The organism is Methanoculleus sp. UBA430 (assembly GCF_002506585.1).
Classification (GTDB): Archaea; Halobacteriota; Methanomicrobia; order Methanomicrobiales; family Methanoculleaceae; genus Methanoculleus.
Window position 1 is genome coordinate 30,243 of sequence record NZ_DAXW01000003.1, and the last position, 14,807, is coordinate 45,049.

Below are 14,807 nucleotides of genomic sequence, written 5' to 3' on the forward strand. Positions count from 1 at the left end.
ACTCCGTTCCTACCGGAACGTCGCACTTCGAAGCCTGATGGCTTCTCATGCTCCTGTCGTTCCGACAGTCGCAAGTCGCACCTAACGGTGCTCCTGCTCCGGCCCTGATGGCCCGTCGCAAGTCGCACCCGGCGGTGCTACCGCTACGGCCCTTCGGCCCGACGCGAGTCACACCTGCGGTGCTCCTGCCCCGGCTGCCCTGCGGGGCACCCGGGACACATACAAAATACTTTGTCCCACGGCAACAAACGGTACACCAGAGTGTGACGATGAGGGATACCAGGTGAAAGAAGTCACCAGCAGTTATAACCCGCGCGATATCGAGACGCGAGTCCAGGATTACTGGAAGAACGAGAATATCTATGCACGCGTCCAGGCTCTGAGGAATGATGGAAAGGCGTTCTTTTTCGTCGACGGGCCGCCGTATACCACCGGCCACATCCACCTCGGCACCGCCTGGAATAAGATCATCAAAGACGCCATCCTCCGCTATCACCGGATGCGGGGTGCGAACGTCATCGAGCGGGCCGGCTACGACATGCACGGCCTCCCCATCGAGGTGAAGGTGGAGCACCAGCTCGGGTTCACCTCCAAGAAGGACATCGAGGAGTACGGCATCGCTGCGTTCATCGAACAGTGTCGGACGTTCGCGGTGACGCATATGGGGATCATGAGCGACCAGTTCCGGAAGCTCGGTGTCTGGCTCGACTTCGATAACCCCTACCAGACCATCGATGCGGGCTACATCGAGTCCGCGTGGTGGGCGATCCAGCGGGCCGACGAACGCGGGCTCCTCGAACGCGGCCACCGGGTCGTGAACTGGTGTCCCCGGTGCGAGACGGCGATCGCCGACTCGGAGGTGGAGTACTGGGACGAGACCGACCCATCCATCTTCGTCAAGTTCCCCGTCGTCGGGCGCGAGAACGAGTACCTGGTGATCTGGACGACGACGCCCTGGACCCTGCCCGCAAACGTGGCGGTGGCGATCAATCTCGCGTTCACCTACGCCCGGGTTCGGGCGAAGAAGGACAACGACGAAGAGATCCTCTGGATCGCCGACGAACTCGTCGAGCCCGTCCTGAAGATGGGCCGGTATCAAGACTACACGGTCATCGAGAAGGTCCCGGGAAGCGGTCTCGTCGGGATGGAGTATACATCTCCGCTCGCCGGCCACGTGCCGCACCAGGCGGAGATCCGGCACCGGGTCGTGGCGGCCGACTACGTCACGCTCGAGAACACCGGCCTCGTCCACATCGCCCCCGGCCACGGGTGGGATGACTACCTGGTCGGGATCAAGGAGGATCTTGAGGTCTTCTGCCCGGTCGACGCCGGCGGATGCTTTACCCCGGCGGCAGGAGCGTTTGCGGACATGTACGTCCGGGACGCAAACGACGTCGTCGTCGACGCGCTCGGCGGCTACCTCCTCGCCCGGCGGACGATCACCCACCGTTACGGCCACTGCTGGCGGTGCAAGACCCCCATCATCTACCGGGCGACGGCACAGTGGTTCCTGAAGGCCACCAGCATCCGCGGCGAGATGCTCGATGAGATCGCGAAGGTGAAGTGGTACCCCGGGTGGGCGGGCAGCGCCCGGTTCCACGACTTCGTCAAGGAGTCCCGGGACTGGTGCATCTCGCGGCAGCGCTACTGGGGGATCCCCATCCCCATCTGGCACTGCGAGGAGTGCGGCGAGTACACCGTCATCGGCACCATCGCAGAACTCGAGGAACGCTCAGGGGCAACGATCCCCGACCCCCACAGACCCTACGTGGACGAGGTCACCATCCCGTGCTCCTGCGGCGGCGAGATGCGCCGGGTGGCCGACATCTTCGATGTCTGGTTCGACTCGGCGGTCGCGTCCTGGGCGACCCTCGGGTTTCCCCGGCAGCGTGAGGCCTTCGACCGTTACTGGCCGGCGGACTTCATCACCGAGGGGCAGGACCAGACCAGGGGCTGGTTCTATTCCCAGCTCGGGGCGAGCACCGTGGCGTTCGGCCGCGCCCCCTACAAGAGTGTCCTGATGCACGGGTTTGCTCTCGACGCCGAAGGGCGCAAGATGAGCAAGAGCATCGGGAACGTGGTGACGCCCGAAGAGGTGATGAACCAGTTCGGCGTCGACGTCCTCCGGTTCTACGTCCTCTGGGCGAACGCCCCCTGGGACGACCTGAAGTTCAACTGGGACGGCGTGAAGACCGTCCACCGGACGCTCAACATCCTCTGGAACGTCTACCGGTTCCCGCTCCCGTACATGGCCCTTGACGCGTTTGAGCCCGCGGCCGGTGACGGTGGGCGGTGGGACGGGTCGTTTGTCCGGGCCCACATCGGGGAGATGCCGGAGGAGGACCGCTGGATCGTCTCCCGCGTAAACTCGCTCGCCCGGGCCATGAACGACGATATGCAGGAGTATCACCTCCACCGGGAGACCCGGGCGCTTGCCGCCTTCATCCTTGAGGACCTCTCTCGCTGGTACGTGCAGCTCGTTCGGCCGAGGATGTGGCTCGAGGAGGATTCGCCGGGGAAGCGGTACGCCTACGAGACCTCCTACTACGTCATGCGTCGCTTAACGACGCTCCTCGCGCCGTTTACCCCGCATATCGCCGAGGAGATCTACCAGAACCTCCGCCTCGAGGGAGACCCGGAGAGTGTCCACATGCTCGACTGGCCGGAGGCGGAAGACTCCCTGATCGATGCGCATCTGGAGGCCGACATGGGGGTCGTCCAGTCGTTCGACGACGCGGTCGCCACTGCCCGGCAGGCCGGGAAGCGGAAACTCCGGTGGCCGGTCGGCGAGGCCGTGGTCGTCACCGAAAGCGTTGAGGTGAAGACGGCGCTCCAGGACTTAAACGCCCTTGCCCTGGCCCGGGCGAACGCCCGGGCGGTCAGGGTCGTTACGGGGACATGGGACCGGATCCTCTGGCAGGCCGAACCGGTGATGCGGGCGATCGGCCCGGAGTTCGGCAAAGAAGGCCCGAAGGTCAAGGCGCTGATCGAGAGCGCGGACGGCACCGCCCTGAAGGCCGCTATCGAGCGGGACGGAAAGGCCACGATCGACGGCTACGAGATCACCGCGCGGCATGTCACCTTCGCAGAAGCCCTCCCCACGGGCGTCTTTTCCGCCCCCATGAAGGATGCGACGGTCTACGTCGACGTCACCCTCACGCCGGCGCTCGAAGCCGAGGGCTACGCTCGCGAGGTGATCCGGCGGATACAGGATATGCGCCGGCAACTGGACCTGAACGTCAACGACTTCATCGTTGCGGCCGTTGAGATCGCCGATGGGCGGGTAGCCTCGCTCGTCGGGGAAGAGGAGTGGCAGAACGAGATCGCCGGGGAGGTGCGGGCTGCTGCCCTCACCGTCCGGCACGCAGACGGAAAGAGACCGGCAGAACCCTTTGCGCTCGAGAAGGACTGGGACGTGGAAGGCGTGCAGATGCAGATCGGCATCTCACGTGCCGGTGAGTGAGCGGATCAGGGCAGCGCCCTCCGGGCTGGAGAAGAGGGGCGTCTCCTCCGGCTCCCGGATGCAGGTCCTCTTCGTCTCGACGGTCTCGGCCGTCAGGGGGTTATACCCCTCTTTTACACACTCTTCGCGGTAGAGGAACGTCCCCCGCCGCTGCCAGGCCGGGGTCGCCGCCAGATTGACGCCCCGCTCAAACATCATCTCGTGCATCGCCTCGGACTGCAGCCCCTTGAGCGTGGTGGCGGCCTCCCGGGTGCTCATTCCCTCATCGACCAGAGCGCTCTGGCAGTAGGCGTTGATGTGGTTCCGCCACGCCTCGTTCTGCCTTGATGCGAGGTACTCGACCGCAAACTCCCCTGCAGCGGGGATGGTCCGAGCATCGAACGCGAGGGGTTCGACGCATCCAAGCTCGATCGTCAGCGCGCTCGCCGCAACCGCGGCGGTCACCGAATCGATCTTCTCCACCCGCCCGGAGAACGGCAGCGTCCGGAAGTAGAGGCTGATCTCGTCGGAGAAGGTGTAGGCGAACGCGGGCGTAAGGCCGCTTTCCGTGAGGAGGTAGCGGCAGACCGACCGCATGCTGGCATTGAAGGCGGGATCGAACGGCTTTTGAAGGTTCAGCGCACGGGTCAGACGATGAAAGGCCCGGCCGTCGAGCCTGACAAAAACGGGGGGAAAGATGGTGAGGTTCGAGAAGATCTCCCGATCTTTGATATCCATATGCTATCGACGTATGAGGATCCCCGGAGAGACCGGATCTTCCCGGTTACTCCTCTTTTGCCGGCGACCTGAAGATCCCGGGGATGTGACGGACGATGACGATATCTCCGATGCTCTTTACGATGCGGAAGGGGATCTGCATTCCTGCGTAGCCTTTTACCTCCCCAATCTCGGGGTTGAGGTCGCCAACCGCGAGGGAGTCGATCTTCTTCTGGTCCACGTCGAGCACGACGTCATCAACGTTCCCGACAAAGACGGCCTTATCAGTATAGACCCGCAGTCCGAACAGCTCTGTGATCTGTGTTCTCATCGGTATCCTCTGAAGGTATATTACTATAAATGATAAAAAGATACTCCTTCTCATGGAAGCGTCGCTACAGATCGGAAACCTGGCCGGGATTCCGGTCAAACTGCACTGGAGTTTCCTCCTGGTGATCCCCATCTTTGCCTGGATCATCGGGAGCCAGATTCTGCTCACGACCGAGTTGATCGCGGTCCTCTTCGGTGTTCCGATCGACGTGACGCTGATCGCGGCCGGATTCAACCCGTACATTCTCGGGACCGTCGTTGCGCTCGGCCTCTTCGTCGGCGTCTTCATCCACGAGATGGCCCACTCGCTCATCGCGAAAGCAAAGGGGATCGAGATCCACAGCATCACGCTCCTCATCCTCGGCGGCGTCTCCCAGATGGAGGAGACGATGCCGGACCCGAAGGTGGAACTCCCCATGGCGCTCGCGGGTCCGCTCACCAGCCTCGCAGTCGGCGTGATCTCCAGCGCCCTGGTCTACGCCGTTGATGCCGTCGTCGCCGACCCGGGCATTGCCGGCGTCCTGGTCTTCACCTTCGGTTACCTCGGGCTCTTAAACATCCTGCTCTTCGGGTTCAACCTCCTCCCGGCGTTCCCCATGGACGGGGGGCGCGTGCTGCGGGCGTGGCTCGCCCGGAGGATGCCACTCTCCCGGGCGACCCGGATCGCCGCCGACGTCGGGAAGGGGTTTGCCGTCCTCTTCGGGATCGTCGGACTCCTGCTCTTGAACCCGATCCTGATCATCATCGCCTTCTTCATCTACATCGGGGCGAACCAGGAGGCTACCTACCTCCGCTACAACATCCTGCTCCAGGACGTCACGGTGGCGGACGCGATGAGCAGCCCGGTAACTACCGTGGAGCCGACGATGCCGCTCAGCAGGCTGCTGGAGATGATGTATGAGACAAAGCATCTCGGCTTCCCGGTGGTGGAGCGCGGATCGCTCGTGGGGATCGTCGCTCTCGCCGATGTCCACAAGATCTCGCCGCTCGACCGGGAGGCGATGCAGGTGCAGGACGTCATGACCCGGACCCCGACCACCCTCCCGCCGTCGGCCCCGCTCATCGACGCGCTGAAGATCATCACGGGGATGAATATCGGGAGGATCCCGGTGGTCGCAGATGATACCCTGATCGGGATCGTCACCCGGACGGATGTGCTGAGAGTGATGGAACTGCGGGAGGAGGCCTAAAACATCATCATCCCATCGATCCCCGTCTCGCCGGCGACCTCCCGGAACTCCGCGAGGTTCCGGAACGGCCGGCAGGCGGCGATGGTCGCGGCCCTCTTCTTGCCGACGCCGGGGATCCACCGGAGCGCCGCGACCGGGAGGGTGTTGACCTCCACCGGGCAGGGGAGGGCCGTTACCGACCGCATTCCCCAGTCCACCACGACGGCATCGAGCACGGTCTTTGCCGGGAGTTCAAGAGGGATGCCGACCAGGATCGGGTATGAGCCCATCTGCCGCCCGAAGGAAGGTCTTCCGGGGATCTCGATGACGATATCCGAAAGGACGGTGCCCACGGGAAAGACCCGGCGGAGCATCGGTTCGTCGAAGTGCGTCCGGGTCCACTCCTTGAAGGCCCGGAACCGGGCGTCGTGCATCCCGAGGGTGTTCTCGTCATAGGCTGTCGTCCCCTCAAACGGCATCAACTGCCGGATGTTCACCCGCCGGACCAGAAGCCCGGCGTCGAGCACCCGCTGGAGGAACGCTCCGTTCAGGTCGAACGTCGCCGCGGTCTCCCCGGCAAGGCCGACGATGAAGTTTAAGCCCGGGAGGAGTTCGGGGATTCCTCCCGTCCGTCCTGCCCCCATATCGTTCACGACCTCGATCGCACGGAAGACGTCGTCGGGCATGGCTTTCAGGTTGTTTGCCGCAACGACCGCCGGATCGGCGGTCTCCATCCCGAAGGCCGCGATGTCGCCGGGTGTGTGGCCTGCGACGATCGCTGAAAGTGCCGCCCGCGCTGCGTCCTCGTGCCGGGCGATAGTGCCTGGGTTGATGTTGTCGATGTGCAGGGTTGCAAGGTCCGGGGCACTCGCCCGGATGGCCGAGAAGAGTTCTTCGAGCACCTCCGGGCGCGGGACCGGGAACTCGCCGCCGGAACTCTGGTAGGCGAGGAGGTCCGGCTGCCGGCCGAGCCTGAAGTGCCGGGCTCCCGCCGCATGGAGTGCCGCCACCTCCTCTGCAATCCCCTCGATACTCCGGTAGCGCGGGAGCCCGTAGAAGGGCTCGGTGCAGAAGGAACATCCCCCGACCGTCGCGCGCGAGCACCCGGTCGCGGTCTCGATCTCGCACATCACATACGGGAACGCCGGGTGCTGTGCGATGATCGGAGCGCCCGCCACGGACCAGGGATCGGTCAGGGAGTAATCGCCCGCACCGGCGGGCTCCCCACCCGAGAGCCAGGCATCCAGCGCGACCGCCGGCGACCCTGAGAGCGTGACGTCGAACCCGGCAATAGCCTGGCGGATGGCCTTCCTCCCGCCTTCGGGAGCGTAACCGAAGGTCATCGGCCCGCCGATGGCGGTGGTCGGCCCCCGGAGCAGGGTTCCAAGCTGCTGGACCTCCGTCAGGGTCGCGGGCTTCCCACCGATGTAAGCGCCGGGCACGGTCATGCCGGCGATCATCACCACGAGGTCGCCCGGGCCGCATGCGGCGGCGAGCGACGGGTCGGCCCGGACCTGGTCGATGGTGACGTAGCGGGGAGCGTAGCCGTGCCCGGAAAGAACGCCGGCGACATCTCTCACGTAGGGAGAGATGTAGGGCGCAACCCCGAGGCACGCGGGCTCGTCGACGTAGCCGTCGATGATGAGGGCGTTAGAGGTCATACCCGATCAGGCGGAGGAGTTCCCCCGCCCAGTACAGTTTCCCCCGCTTGACAGGGTCGACGTTTCTATCGGCAAGGTCGAACCCGATGATCCGGATCTCTGCCGCCCCGAGTTCGTCGGCGGCAAAAACCGCCCGGTCGCCGTCGGTGAACCCGCCGAAGTTGTGGACGGACGGAAGGGGGGCCGCCTGGGTGGTGGCGACGAGCGGCCCGGGGAGGCGCGGAACCCAGTGGCGGAGGAGCGGGAGGTTGTCACCGTGGGCGTGCACGACCATCACCGTCCCCTGCGCCGAGAGGTCGATGAAGACCTCCGTTGCTCCATCCAGGTCGGTGAAGACAGCGTCGGGCCGGATCCCGTGGCTGACAAGCACCCCGGCCGCGGCATCTGCGGCAAGCACCGTCCCCTCGATCCGGTCGAGCTCCCCCACGAGGCAGGGGGCGTTGCCGCAGACCGTCACCACTCTATCCCGGATGAGGGCTTCGAGCAGCCCGACGTCGTCGCGGTCCGCCAGATCCGCAAGTTGCCGGGCGGCCGCCTCGTCCGCCTCGCGCTCAAACCCGAAATACTCAAGAATTGCGATATAATGAGGCTCCCAGTCTGCAAACCTCATTGTTTATCCTCGTTGTCCAGGCCGACGATGTTGGAGAAGCGCTTGAGGATCGGGTCGATGACCAGGCCAAGCAGTTCCTCCTTCTCCTTCACCATCGAGAAGAAACTGAGCGGTATGATAGCGGCGGCCATCGTGGCGTGCCCCCCCGCCTCGCCGATAGGGCCGAACGCCTCGGCCATCACGTTCCCGAGATGGAGCCTGATATCCTTGTTCCGGGCGGAGATGATGACATTCTGGTCGCTGATGCCGTAGACCAGCGCCGTGTTCACGCCCTCGAGATGGATCAGCATATCGGCCGCCTGCGGGAGAGCGTCGCGGTTCCGGATGTAACCGACGTTGGAGAAGAGGTAGCCGCTCTTGATCCGCCGGTTCCGGATGGCGTTGCCGATGATATCCACAGTCTCCTGCGATATGGACGGAGACGTGATCTTATCGAGGAGGTCCGAGTCGGTCAGGGGGAGAAGGAACGCCGCATAGTTGAGATCCTGGGGGGTGACGTTCCGCTTGAAATCTCTCGTGTCGGCTCTGATGCCGTAGAGGAGTGCGGTCGCTACCGATTTGCTCACCGGGATATCGAGTTCCATCAAGTACTGGGTCAGGATGCTCGCCGTGGCGCCGACCCCCGGCCGGATATCGATGAAGTCGGCAACGGTAGAAGGGTGCTCACCGTTCTTGTGATGGTCGATGATGATGTTGACCCGGGTGGTCTTGGGGAGTTCGTTGTTCACGCCGGGTCCGGATGAGTCGACCAGGGCGATGTAGTTGCATTCATCGAGGATCTGGGGGGTGAGCCGTTCCATCTTGATCTCGAGGAGGTTGATGAATGCCCGGTTCTCCTGGTGCCCGATGTCTCCTTCGTAGAGGATACGGCAGTTGAGTTTGTTGTGGCTTGCATGCCGGGCAATCATCGAGAGTGCCATGGCGCTTGAGATCGAGTCGGGGTCAGGGTTTAAGTGGGTGACGATGCAGAGCGTCCCCTCCCAGGCGGCAAGCATATCGTAGAGCCGCAGGGCGAGCCGTGACGAGTGGAGTTGCCGGATGTGGTGGATGGCGGTCCGGGCCACCACCTCCTGCGGGTAGAGGACAATATCGGCGCCTTCCTGCTGGAGGAGGTCGACACCAACCGGGTCGGTGGCGCGGGCGATGACGTAGGTCGCCGGGTAGCGGTTCTTGATGGTCTTGAGTGCGGCCAGATTGGCGTCCCGGTCGTTCGCGAGGATGAACGCGACCTCGGGGACGGGCAGCCCTTCCATGAGGTCCGGGTCCCGGAGGTCGCGGACGAGCGCTTCATACTTCTGGTCCCGGAGATCCTCCACTCGCTTTTCGTCCTTATCGACGATGATCAGGTCTTCGCTCTCCTGCTCGAGTTCCTCAGCGACGTTATAGCCGGTGCTCCCGCACCCAAAAATGATGTATTTGATACGTTCCTTCGAAACGTTCTGGACCGCCTCAGGCATGCGTACAATGGTGTAACTTCTCATAGTATTAAGGGATCTCATTTCGGCGATTTTCAGGGGGGTTCCGTAAGATTTATACCACTTCCCGTGCTACATTACTAGGTCAGATGCATGGGCCTGTAGCTTAGTTCGGCAGAGCGACGGACTCTTAATCCGTAGGCCAAGGGTTCAAATCCCTTCAGGCCCGTCGAGTTCTCAATTTTGCATATTGTCTGCCTGGATTCTCTCGAGATCGTCTCGGTGACGATCAGCCCGGTTCCCGTGATCACCCTCCGAGGTTACTCGCATTACGGACGGGGCGCCCGGTCGTCCGGTCAACCCCCATCGACCGCCGTCCGCGCCAGGGTTTCATACGAGAGGCCGGTTGTTGCGATTTTTGTGGGGTTCTGCAGGCACGTATATGCCGCTGCTATATATAATCAGCTCTGACAAAAAATCCGGGAGCGCGCTGTGCAGGAGAGAGATCCCCGGAGGCCTGCCTGTTCCGCACCCGCCCACCACAGGCTGGACGGCGGGGTCAAAAAAAGAGAGAATTGCGAGTACGCCGCGTTTTGCAGGCGCGCCGAAAGGGCGCCTATGCCCGGCTGTTCCGGACGAGGTCGTCGAGTATCTTTTTGATATCGACCCAGAGGATGAGCCCGGCCTCCTGCCGGCCCCTCCCGTCGGCCTGCTTCCGGTCGTCTTCGTCTCTTGCAAGTTTGATGATCCCCTTGACGAAGGCATGGACCCCTGAGGCGATCCCTTCGTCCATCAGCTCGATATCGTCCTCGGCCACCTGGATGACGCTGTGCACGTCGTCTACAATGATGCCGAGGTTCGACCCTCCCGTCGCCTCGGCCACGAGGACGATGATCTTCTGGTTGTCGCCCGATACCCCCGGGATCTGGATCAGCCGTTTCAGGTCGATGACTGTGGTGATCTCTCCGCGGAGGTTCATGATCCCGGCGATGTAGTCCTGCGCCCGGGGGATGTGGGTGATGGGCATCATCTCCACGATCTCACGGGCAAGCTGGATGTCCATCGCATACAGTTCCTGTCCCAGCCCGAACTCAACGACATCGATCATGCTCACGGCCTCATTGGAACTTGAACGCCGCGACCCTCTCGCGGAGCTGGTGCGCCATCTGCTGGATCTCGTTTGAGGCGCTGGCGACCTCTTCGGTCGAGGCAGACGACTCTTCAGCGAGCGCGGCGAGGTTCTCCGTGCCTTTCTCGGTCTCCTGGATCAGGGAGAAGACCTCCTCGATGCTCGTTGTGACCGCGTTTGCTGCATCGGCCTGGTTCTCGGTCGCCCGGGATATGTCGGCGATGCCGCCGACGGAGGCGTTGACGTCGGCGACCATCTTATTGAGGGCCGCGATGGTCTTGTTCACGCTCTCGATCCCGCTGAGGATCTCGGTGTGCGCTCCCCGCATCGCCTCGGCGGTCTTCCCGCTGCTTGCGGTTACCCCGCCGATGACCTCCTCGATCTGCCGGGTCGCGCTCTTCGACTCCCCGGCAAGGTTCCGGACCTCGCCGGCGACGACCGCAAACCCGCGACCGTGCTCCCCGGCCCGGGCGGCCTCGATCGCGGCGTTGAGCGCGAGGAGGTTCGTCTGGTTCGCTATATCGGTGATCAGTTTCACGATATGACCGATATCCTGCATCTTCTCGTTCAGGTTTGTGATCTCCCCGACGGCCTGCTCGGAGATCCGCTGCACCGCCTGCATCTTTGCGCCAGCCTCGTTCCCGAGCCCGACGGCCGCTTCCCCGGCCTTTGCCACATTCGTGGAGAGGTCACGGACCTCCTGGGCGGTGCTTGCAATCTCTTCCACGGCCGCGGAGAGGTCCCCGATCTCTTTCGTCACCCGATCAAGCTGCCGGATCTGCTCTTTTGCGCCGTCGGACGTCTTCTGGGCGGTGTTTGCCACCTGCTGCGATGCCTGGGCGATCTCGTCGGCACCCTTCCCGGCATCGCCGACAATGTGCTCGAGGGCATCGGCCTGTTCGAGGATCTGCAGGAATAATTCCTTCTGACCGCTAAGCGCTCCGTTTACGTCCTTCTTAAGTTTTCCCAGCGGGTCGCCAGGGTAGGTAGGCACCACCCAGGTCAGGTCGCCGCTGGCAATCGCGGCGAGGCCCTCCCCTAACTCTCCGATGCTCTTCTGAAGCTTCTGCTCAAGCGTCCGCCCTTCCGTGATATCGTTGTAGACCGTGAGCACGCTCGTGATGTCACCCTGCTTGTCAAAGAGCGGGATGTTGTAGCGATCGAGGATGCAGACGCCTGCAGGGAACTCGACGGTGACCTCGCCTTTGCTCGGCTTCCCGCTCTTCAGTGTATCAGCGGCACCCTGCCCCGACTGGCTGATGTACTTGAAGTCCCGCACGGAGAGGTGCGCGGACCGCTCCTCGGAAAAACCACTCACCTTTTTAAACGCCTTGTTGACGACCTTGATGGTCAGGTCGGCGTCCCAGAGGAGGATGGGCATCGGGTTTTCCTGGACGATCACATCGGCCTGCTGCTGAAGCACCTCCATCCGCTCTATCTGCTGCTTCTGGTCGGTGATGTCCTTGTAGACAGTCATCACGCTATCGATGTTGCCCGTCCCGTCGGGGAGCGGGACGTTGTAGCGGACGAATGAGAAGGCGCCGGTCGGGAGCGCAACCGTTATCTCGCCGGATGTTGTCTGCTTTGTCCTGAAAGCCTCCGCCACTTCCTGGCCGGACTGGTTGCCGATATAGCTGAAGTCCTTGATCGTCATGGACTCGGCCTTCTTTCGGTCGTAGCCGGTCATCTGCAGGAACGCCTTGTTCACTGTCTTCACGTGCAGGTTCCGGTCCCAGATGATGATAGGCATCGGGTTCTCCTGCAGGATGGTCTCCGCCTGCCGCCGGCTCTCTTCTGCCGCGGTTGAGATGAAGTTGTCTGATCCTTGTTCACTTGATATCATGGTTTGCCTCCTGTACGACTTCACATATTCTCTGCAGACTCCGCCGGGCCGGGCGAGGGGCAGAGCGAGCCCGACCACCGGTCCAGGTGTCGGCTATCGTGCCAGCCCTCTCCACACAGCGGATCAGATCTCCCAATTTTCGTCGCTAATGTAAGGCTATCCTCATTTTACCACTTAAAATAACTCTTATGCCATGCATGTTTGCCATGCATTTCCGTAAATTATATATACCATTTCCGGCATGACCTTACATCACGGTCGTCCTCCATGGTCGATAGACAGACAGAGAAGAATCTTGCAGAGATACTCGGGATTTTACAGGAGCACCCGGGCGGGCTGAGTATAAGCGATATCGCAACTCTCTTCCCGATGAACCGGAACTCGGTCTCGAAATACCTCGCGATACTGCAACGGCAGGGATCGGTCGATATGCGGCTGGTCGGCGCGGCAAAGGTCTACTGCCCGACCCGGCGCCTGCCGGTCGCGGCCGTCCGCCGATTCTGCTCCCCGAACCTCATCGTCGTCGACCACAACCTGGAGGTCCTGGAGGTATCCGATACGCTCGCGAGCATCCTCAGGACGACGCCTGAGGCTCTCACCTCCCGCCCGGTTTCGGTTCTGTTTTCCGGCACGTCTTCAGATGATGTTGCCTCCCTGCTCAGGAGGGCTCTCTGGGGAGAAGAGGGGACCTTCCGGTGGCGCCCCGGCTCTCGCAGGGGTGCCGCCTCCTACCGGATCTCCCTGATACCCACCGTGCTTGAGACCGGCAGGCCCGCGATCTCGCTCGTCCTGGAGAAGGTCCCAGAGGATGGCGATCCCAGAGAAGAGCGCCTGCTTGAGGCGTTGCGGCAGGGGGCGCTCCGGGAAGACCGGGCCGAAGGAATCGTCCGCGTCTCGCCGGACGGGCGCACCAGGTGGGCCGACGAGATCTACTCTCGGGTGGCGGGGAAGAGCGGAGACGACCTCGTCGGGAGGCAATTCCGCCCGTCGCTTGTCGGGGAGGAGAGGGCGGCGTGGCAGAAGTTTGTCCGGGGCCTCACGCCGAAGAACCCGGCAGCGACGATCGACTGCAGGATGGTTATGCCGGATGAAGACGTTCGCTGGTACCGGTGGAGGGGAAGGACCCTCTGCGGCCCTGAAGGCGAGATCCTCGAGTACCAGTACATCTGCTCTGATATCCACGAATTCAAGGTGCTCGAGGAATCCTTGCGTCGGCAACAGCAGGCCCTTGAGCAGCAGGCAAACGGCCGGGTGGCCGCACTCAGGGAGAGCGAGGAGCGGTTCAGGGCGATCTTCGAGGAGTCGCCCGCCGGGATGGCGTTCTGCGGCATGGACGGTGTCGTGGTTCGCGTCAACCGTGCGTTTCTCGCGATTTTAGGCGCCCCGGACCGGAAAGAGATTGAAGGGTGGAACATCTTTGCAGACCCGCACATTCCCCCTGATATGCCGCGCACCCTACAGGGCGGAGAGCCGCTCAGGTTTACCATCCCCTACCCCCGAAACGAGCGCCAGAACCGGACTTCCAGTGCAACGGACGACGCGGAGACGATCTGCCTTGAGGGTGCGGCATCGCCGGTATTCTCCGGGGAGAACGGCACGCCTTCCGGGCTCATACTACAATTTCGGGACGTTACGGGAAGAAAGAGGGCGGGGACGGCGGCAAAAGAGGCCGAATCGCGGTACCGGAACCTCTTTGAGGCACTGGCCGAAGGCGCCATCTACCTGGGGGATGACGGCAGGATCATCGATGCCAATCCCGCCGCCGAACGCGTACTCGGGTATCCGCTCTCGGATATGCGGGGCAAAACCTGCAGTGAACTCCGGTGGCGGTTTATCGATGAAGACAACTCCGGGTACCCGGGGGACATGCTCCCGCACGTGGCGACTCTGGCGGCCGGTATGCCAAAGAGAAAGACCCTCGGCTTCTTCAACCCCCGGGAAGGCGGGTACCGATGGCTTGATCTCCTTGCCGTTCCCCGGTTCCGACCCGGCGAAGAGAATCCGTTCCAGGTAATCGTCATCTTCTGCGATATTACCGGGCAACGAGAGGTCGAGGCGGCACGGACGGAGAGCGAAAAGCGGTACCGGATATTGACCGAGTCGCTGCCGGACGTCGTTTTCCTGCTCGACCCGGATGGGCGCCTGCTCTACGTCAACTCGTCCGGGGCGCGGATGCTGCACCGCCCCGGGGAAGATATCCTCGGGAAGAGTCTCCCCGATCTCTTCCCGGGCGGCCAGGGTGCAGACTACCGCCGGAACGTCGCGTCGGTGGCGGCTACCGGCACGATCAAAAACAACGTAAGTCGGCTGCCGTTGCCGGATGGTGAGGTCTGGTACGATACGCGGCTCATCCCGGTCCGCGCGGACGACGGGACGTGCCGCTACGTGATGGGCGTCGCCCGCGACATCACGGCATCGAAACGGGCGGAGGAGACGTTGCGGATTGACACTCTCCCCGGGCTTTAGCCGGGAGATTCTTGCTTCGTTGACC

10 protein-coding genes and 1 tRNA gene are annotated in these 14,807 nt (G+C 62.9%); 4 read left to right on the forward strand and 7 right to left on the reverse strand.

Features of this window, described 5'->3' with window-relative positions:
* Window positions 1–283 precede the first annotated feature (283 nt).
* On the forward strand, window positions 284–3,463 hold the full coding sequence (gene ileS / locus BRA49_RS01880; RefSeq protein ID WP_292382963.1) for an isoleucine--tRNA ligase: 3,180 nt from the start codon (window positions 284–286) through the stop codon (window positions 3,461–3,463).
* On the opposite strand, the gene BRA49_RS01885 is transcribed toward ileS, so the two are convergent.
* Both BRA49_RS01885 and BRA49_RS01890 read right to left on the reverse strand, forming a co-directional pair.
* On the reverse strand, window positions 3,446–4,180 hold the full coding sequence (locus BRA49_RS01885) for a tRNA(His) guanylyltransferase Thg1 family protein (RefSeq protein WP_292382964.1): 735 nt from the start codon (window positions 4,178–4,180) through the stop codon (window positions 3,446–3,448). The genes ileS and BRA49_RS01885 overlap by 18 nt on opposite strands.
* A 46-nt stretch (window positions 4,181–4,226) precedes the next feature.
* Window positions 4,227–4,490, reverse strand: a complete 264-nt coding sequence (locus BRA49_RS01890; RefSeq protein ID WP_292382966.1) for a PRC-barrel domain-containing protein — start codon at window positions 4,488–4,490, stop codon at window positions 4,227–4,229.
* A 52-nt stretch (window positions 4,491–4,542) separates the two neighbouring features.
* Between BRA49_RS01890 and BRA49_RS01895 the strand changes: the two genes are divergently transcribed.
* The gene (locus tag BRA49_RS01895; protein ID WP_292382967.1) at window positions 4,543–5,679 is read left to right on the forward strand and encodes a CBS domain-containing protein; all 1,137 of its coding nucleotides are present in this window, start codon (window positions 4,543–4,545) and stop codon (window positions 5,677–5,679) included.
* Here BRA49_RS01895 and BRA49_RS01900 read toward each other — a convergent pair.
* The 3 genes from BRA49_RS01900 to BRA49_RS01910 are packed head-to-tail and all read right to left on the reverse strand — an operon-like array spanning window position 5,676 to window position 9,428.
* On the reverse strand, window positions 5,676–7,319 hold the full coding sequence (locus BRA49_RS01900; protein WP_292382969.1) for a radical SAM protein: 1,644 nt from the start codon (window positions 7,317–7,319) through the stop codon (window positions 5,676–5,678). The two genes, BRA49_RS01895 and BRA49_RS01900, sit on opposite strands and share 4 nt — an antisense overlap.
* On the reverse strand, window positions 7,309–7,929 hold the full coding sequence (locus BRA49_RS01905) for a 6-hydroxymethylpterin diphosphokinase MptE-like protein (RefSeq protein WP_292382972.1): 621 nt from the start codon (window positions 7,927–7,929) through the stop codon (window positions 7,309–7,311). Before BRA49_RS01905 ends, BRA49_RS01900 begins: the two co-directional genes overlap by 11 nt.
* Window positions 7,926–9,428 (reverse strand): DHH family phosphoesterase, encoded by a 1,503-nt coding sequence (locus tag BRA49_RS01910; protein ID WP_292558927.1) that lies wholly within the window; start codon window positions 9,426–9,428, stop codon window positions 7,926–7,928. Before BRA49_RS01910 ends, BRA49_RS01905 begins: the two co-directional genes overlap by 4 nt.
* Before the next feature lie 71 nt (window positions 9,429–9,499).
* Here BRA49_RS01910 and BRA49_RS01915 point away from each other — a divergent pair.
* A tRNA-Lys gene (locus tag BRA49_RS01915) sits at window positions 9,500–9,573 on the forward strand.
* Between the two features lie 387 nt (window positions 9,574–9,960).
* Here the strand turns inward: BRA49_RS01915 and BRA49_RS01920 are convergent.
* Window positions 9,961–10,452: a chemotaxis protein CheW gene (locus tag BRA49_RS01920; RefSeq protein ID WP_292382975.1), complete on the reverse strand. Its 492-nt coding sequence runs from the start codon at window positions 10,450–10,452 to the stop codon at window positions 9,961–9,963.
* Between the two features lie 10 nt (window positions 10,453–10,462).
* A complete protein-coding gene (locus tag BRA49_RS01925; protein WP_292382977.1) occupies window positions 10,463–12,316 on the reverse strand; it encodes a methyl-accepting chemotaxis protein in 1,854 nt (617 codons plus the stop codon).
* A gap of 267 nt (window positions 12,317–12,583) precedes the next feature.
* Between BRA49_RS01925 and BRA49_RS01930 the strand changes: the two genes are divergently transcribed.
* Window positions 12,584–14,782, forward strand: a complete 2,199-nt coding sequence (locus BRA49_RS01930) for a PAS domain-containing protein (protein ID WP_292382979.1) — start codon at window positions 12,584–12,586, stop codon at window positions 14,780–14,782.
* Window positions 14,783–14,807: the final 25 nt, after the last annotated feature.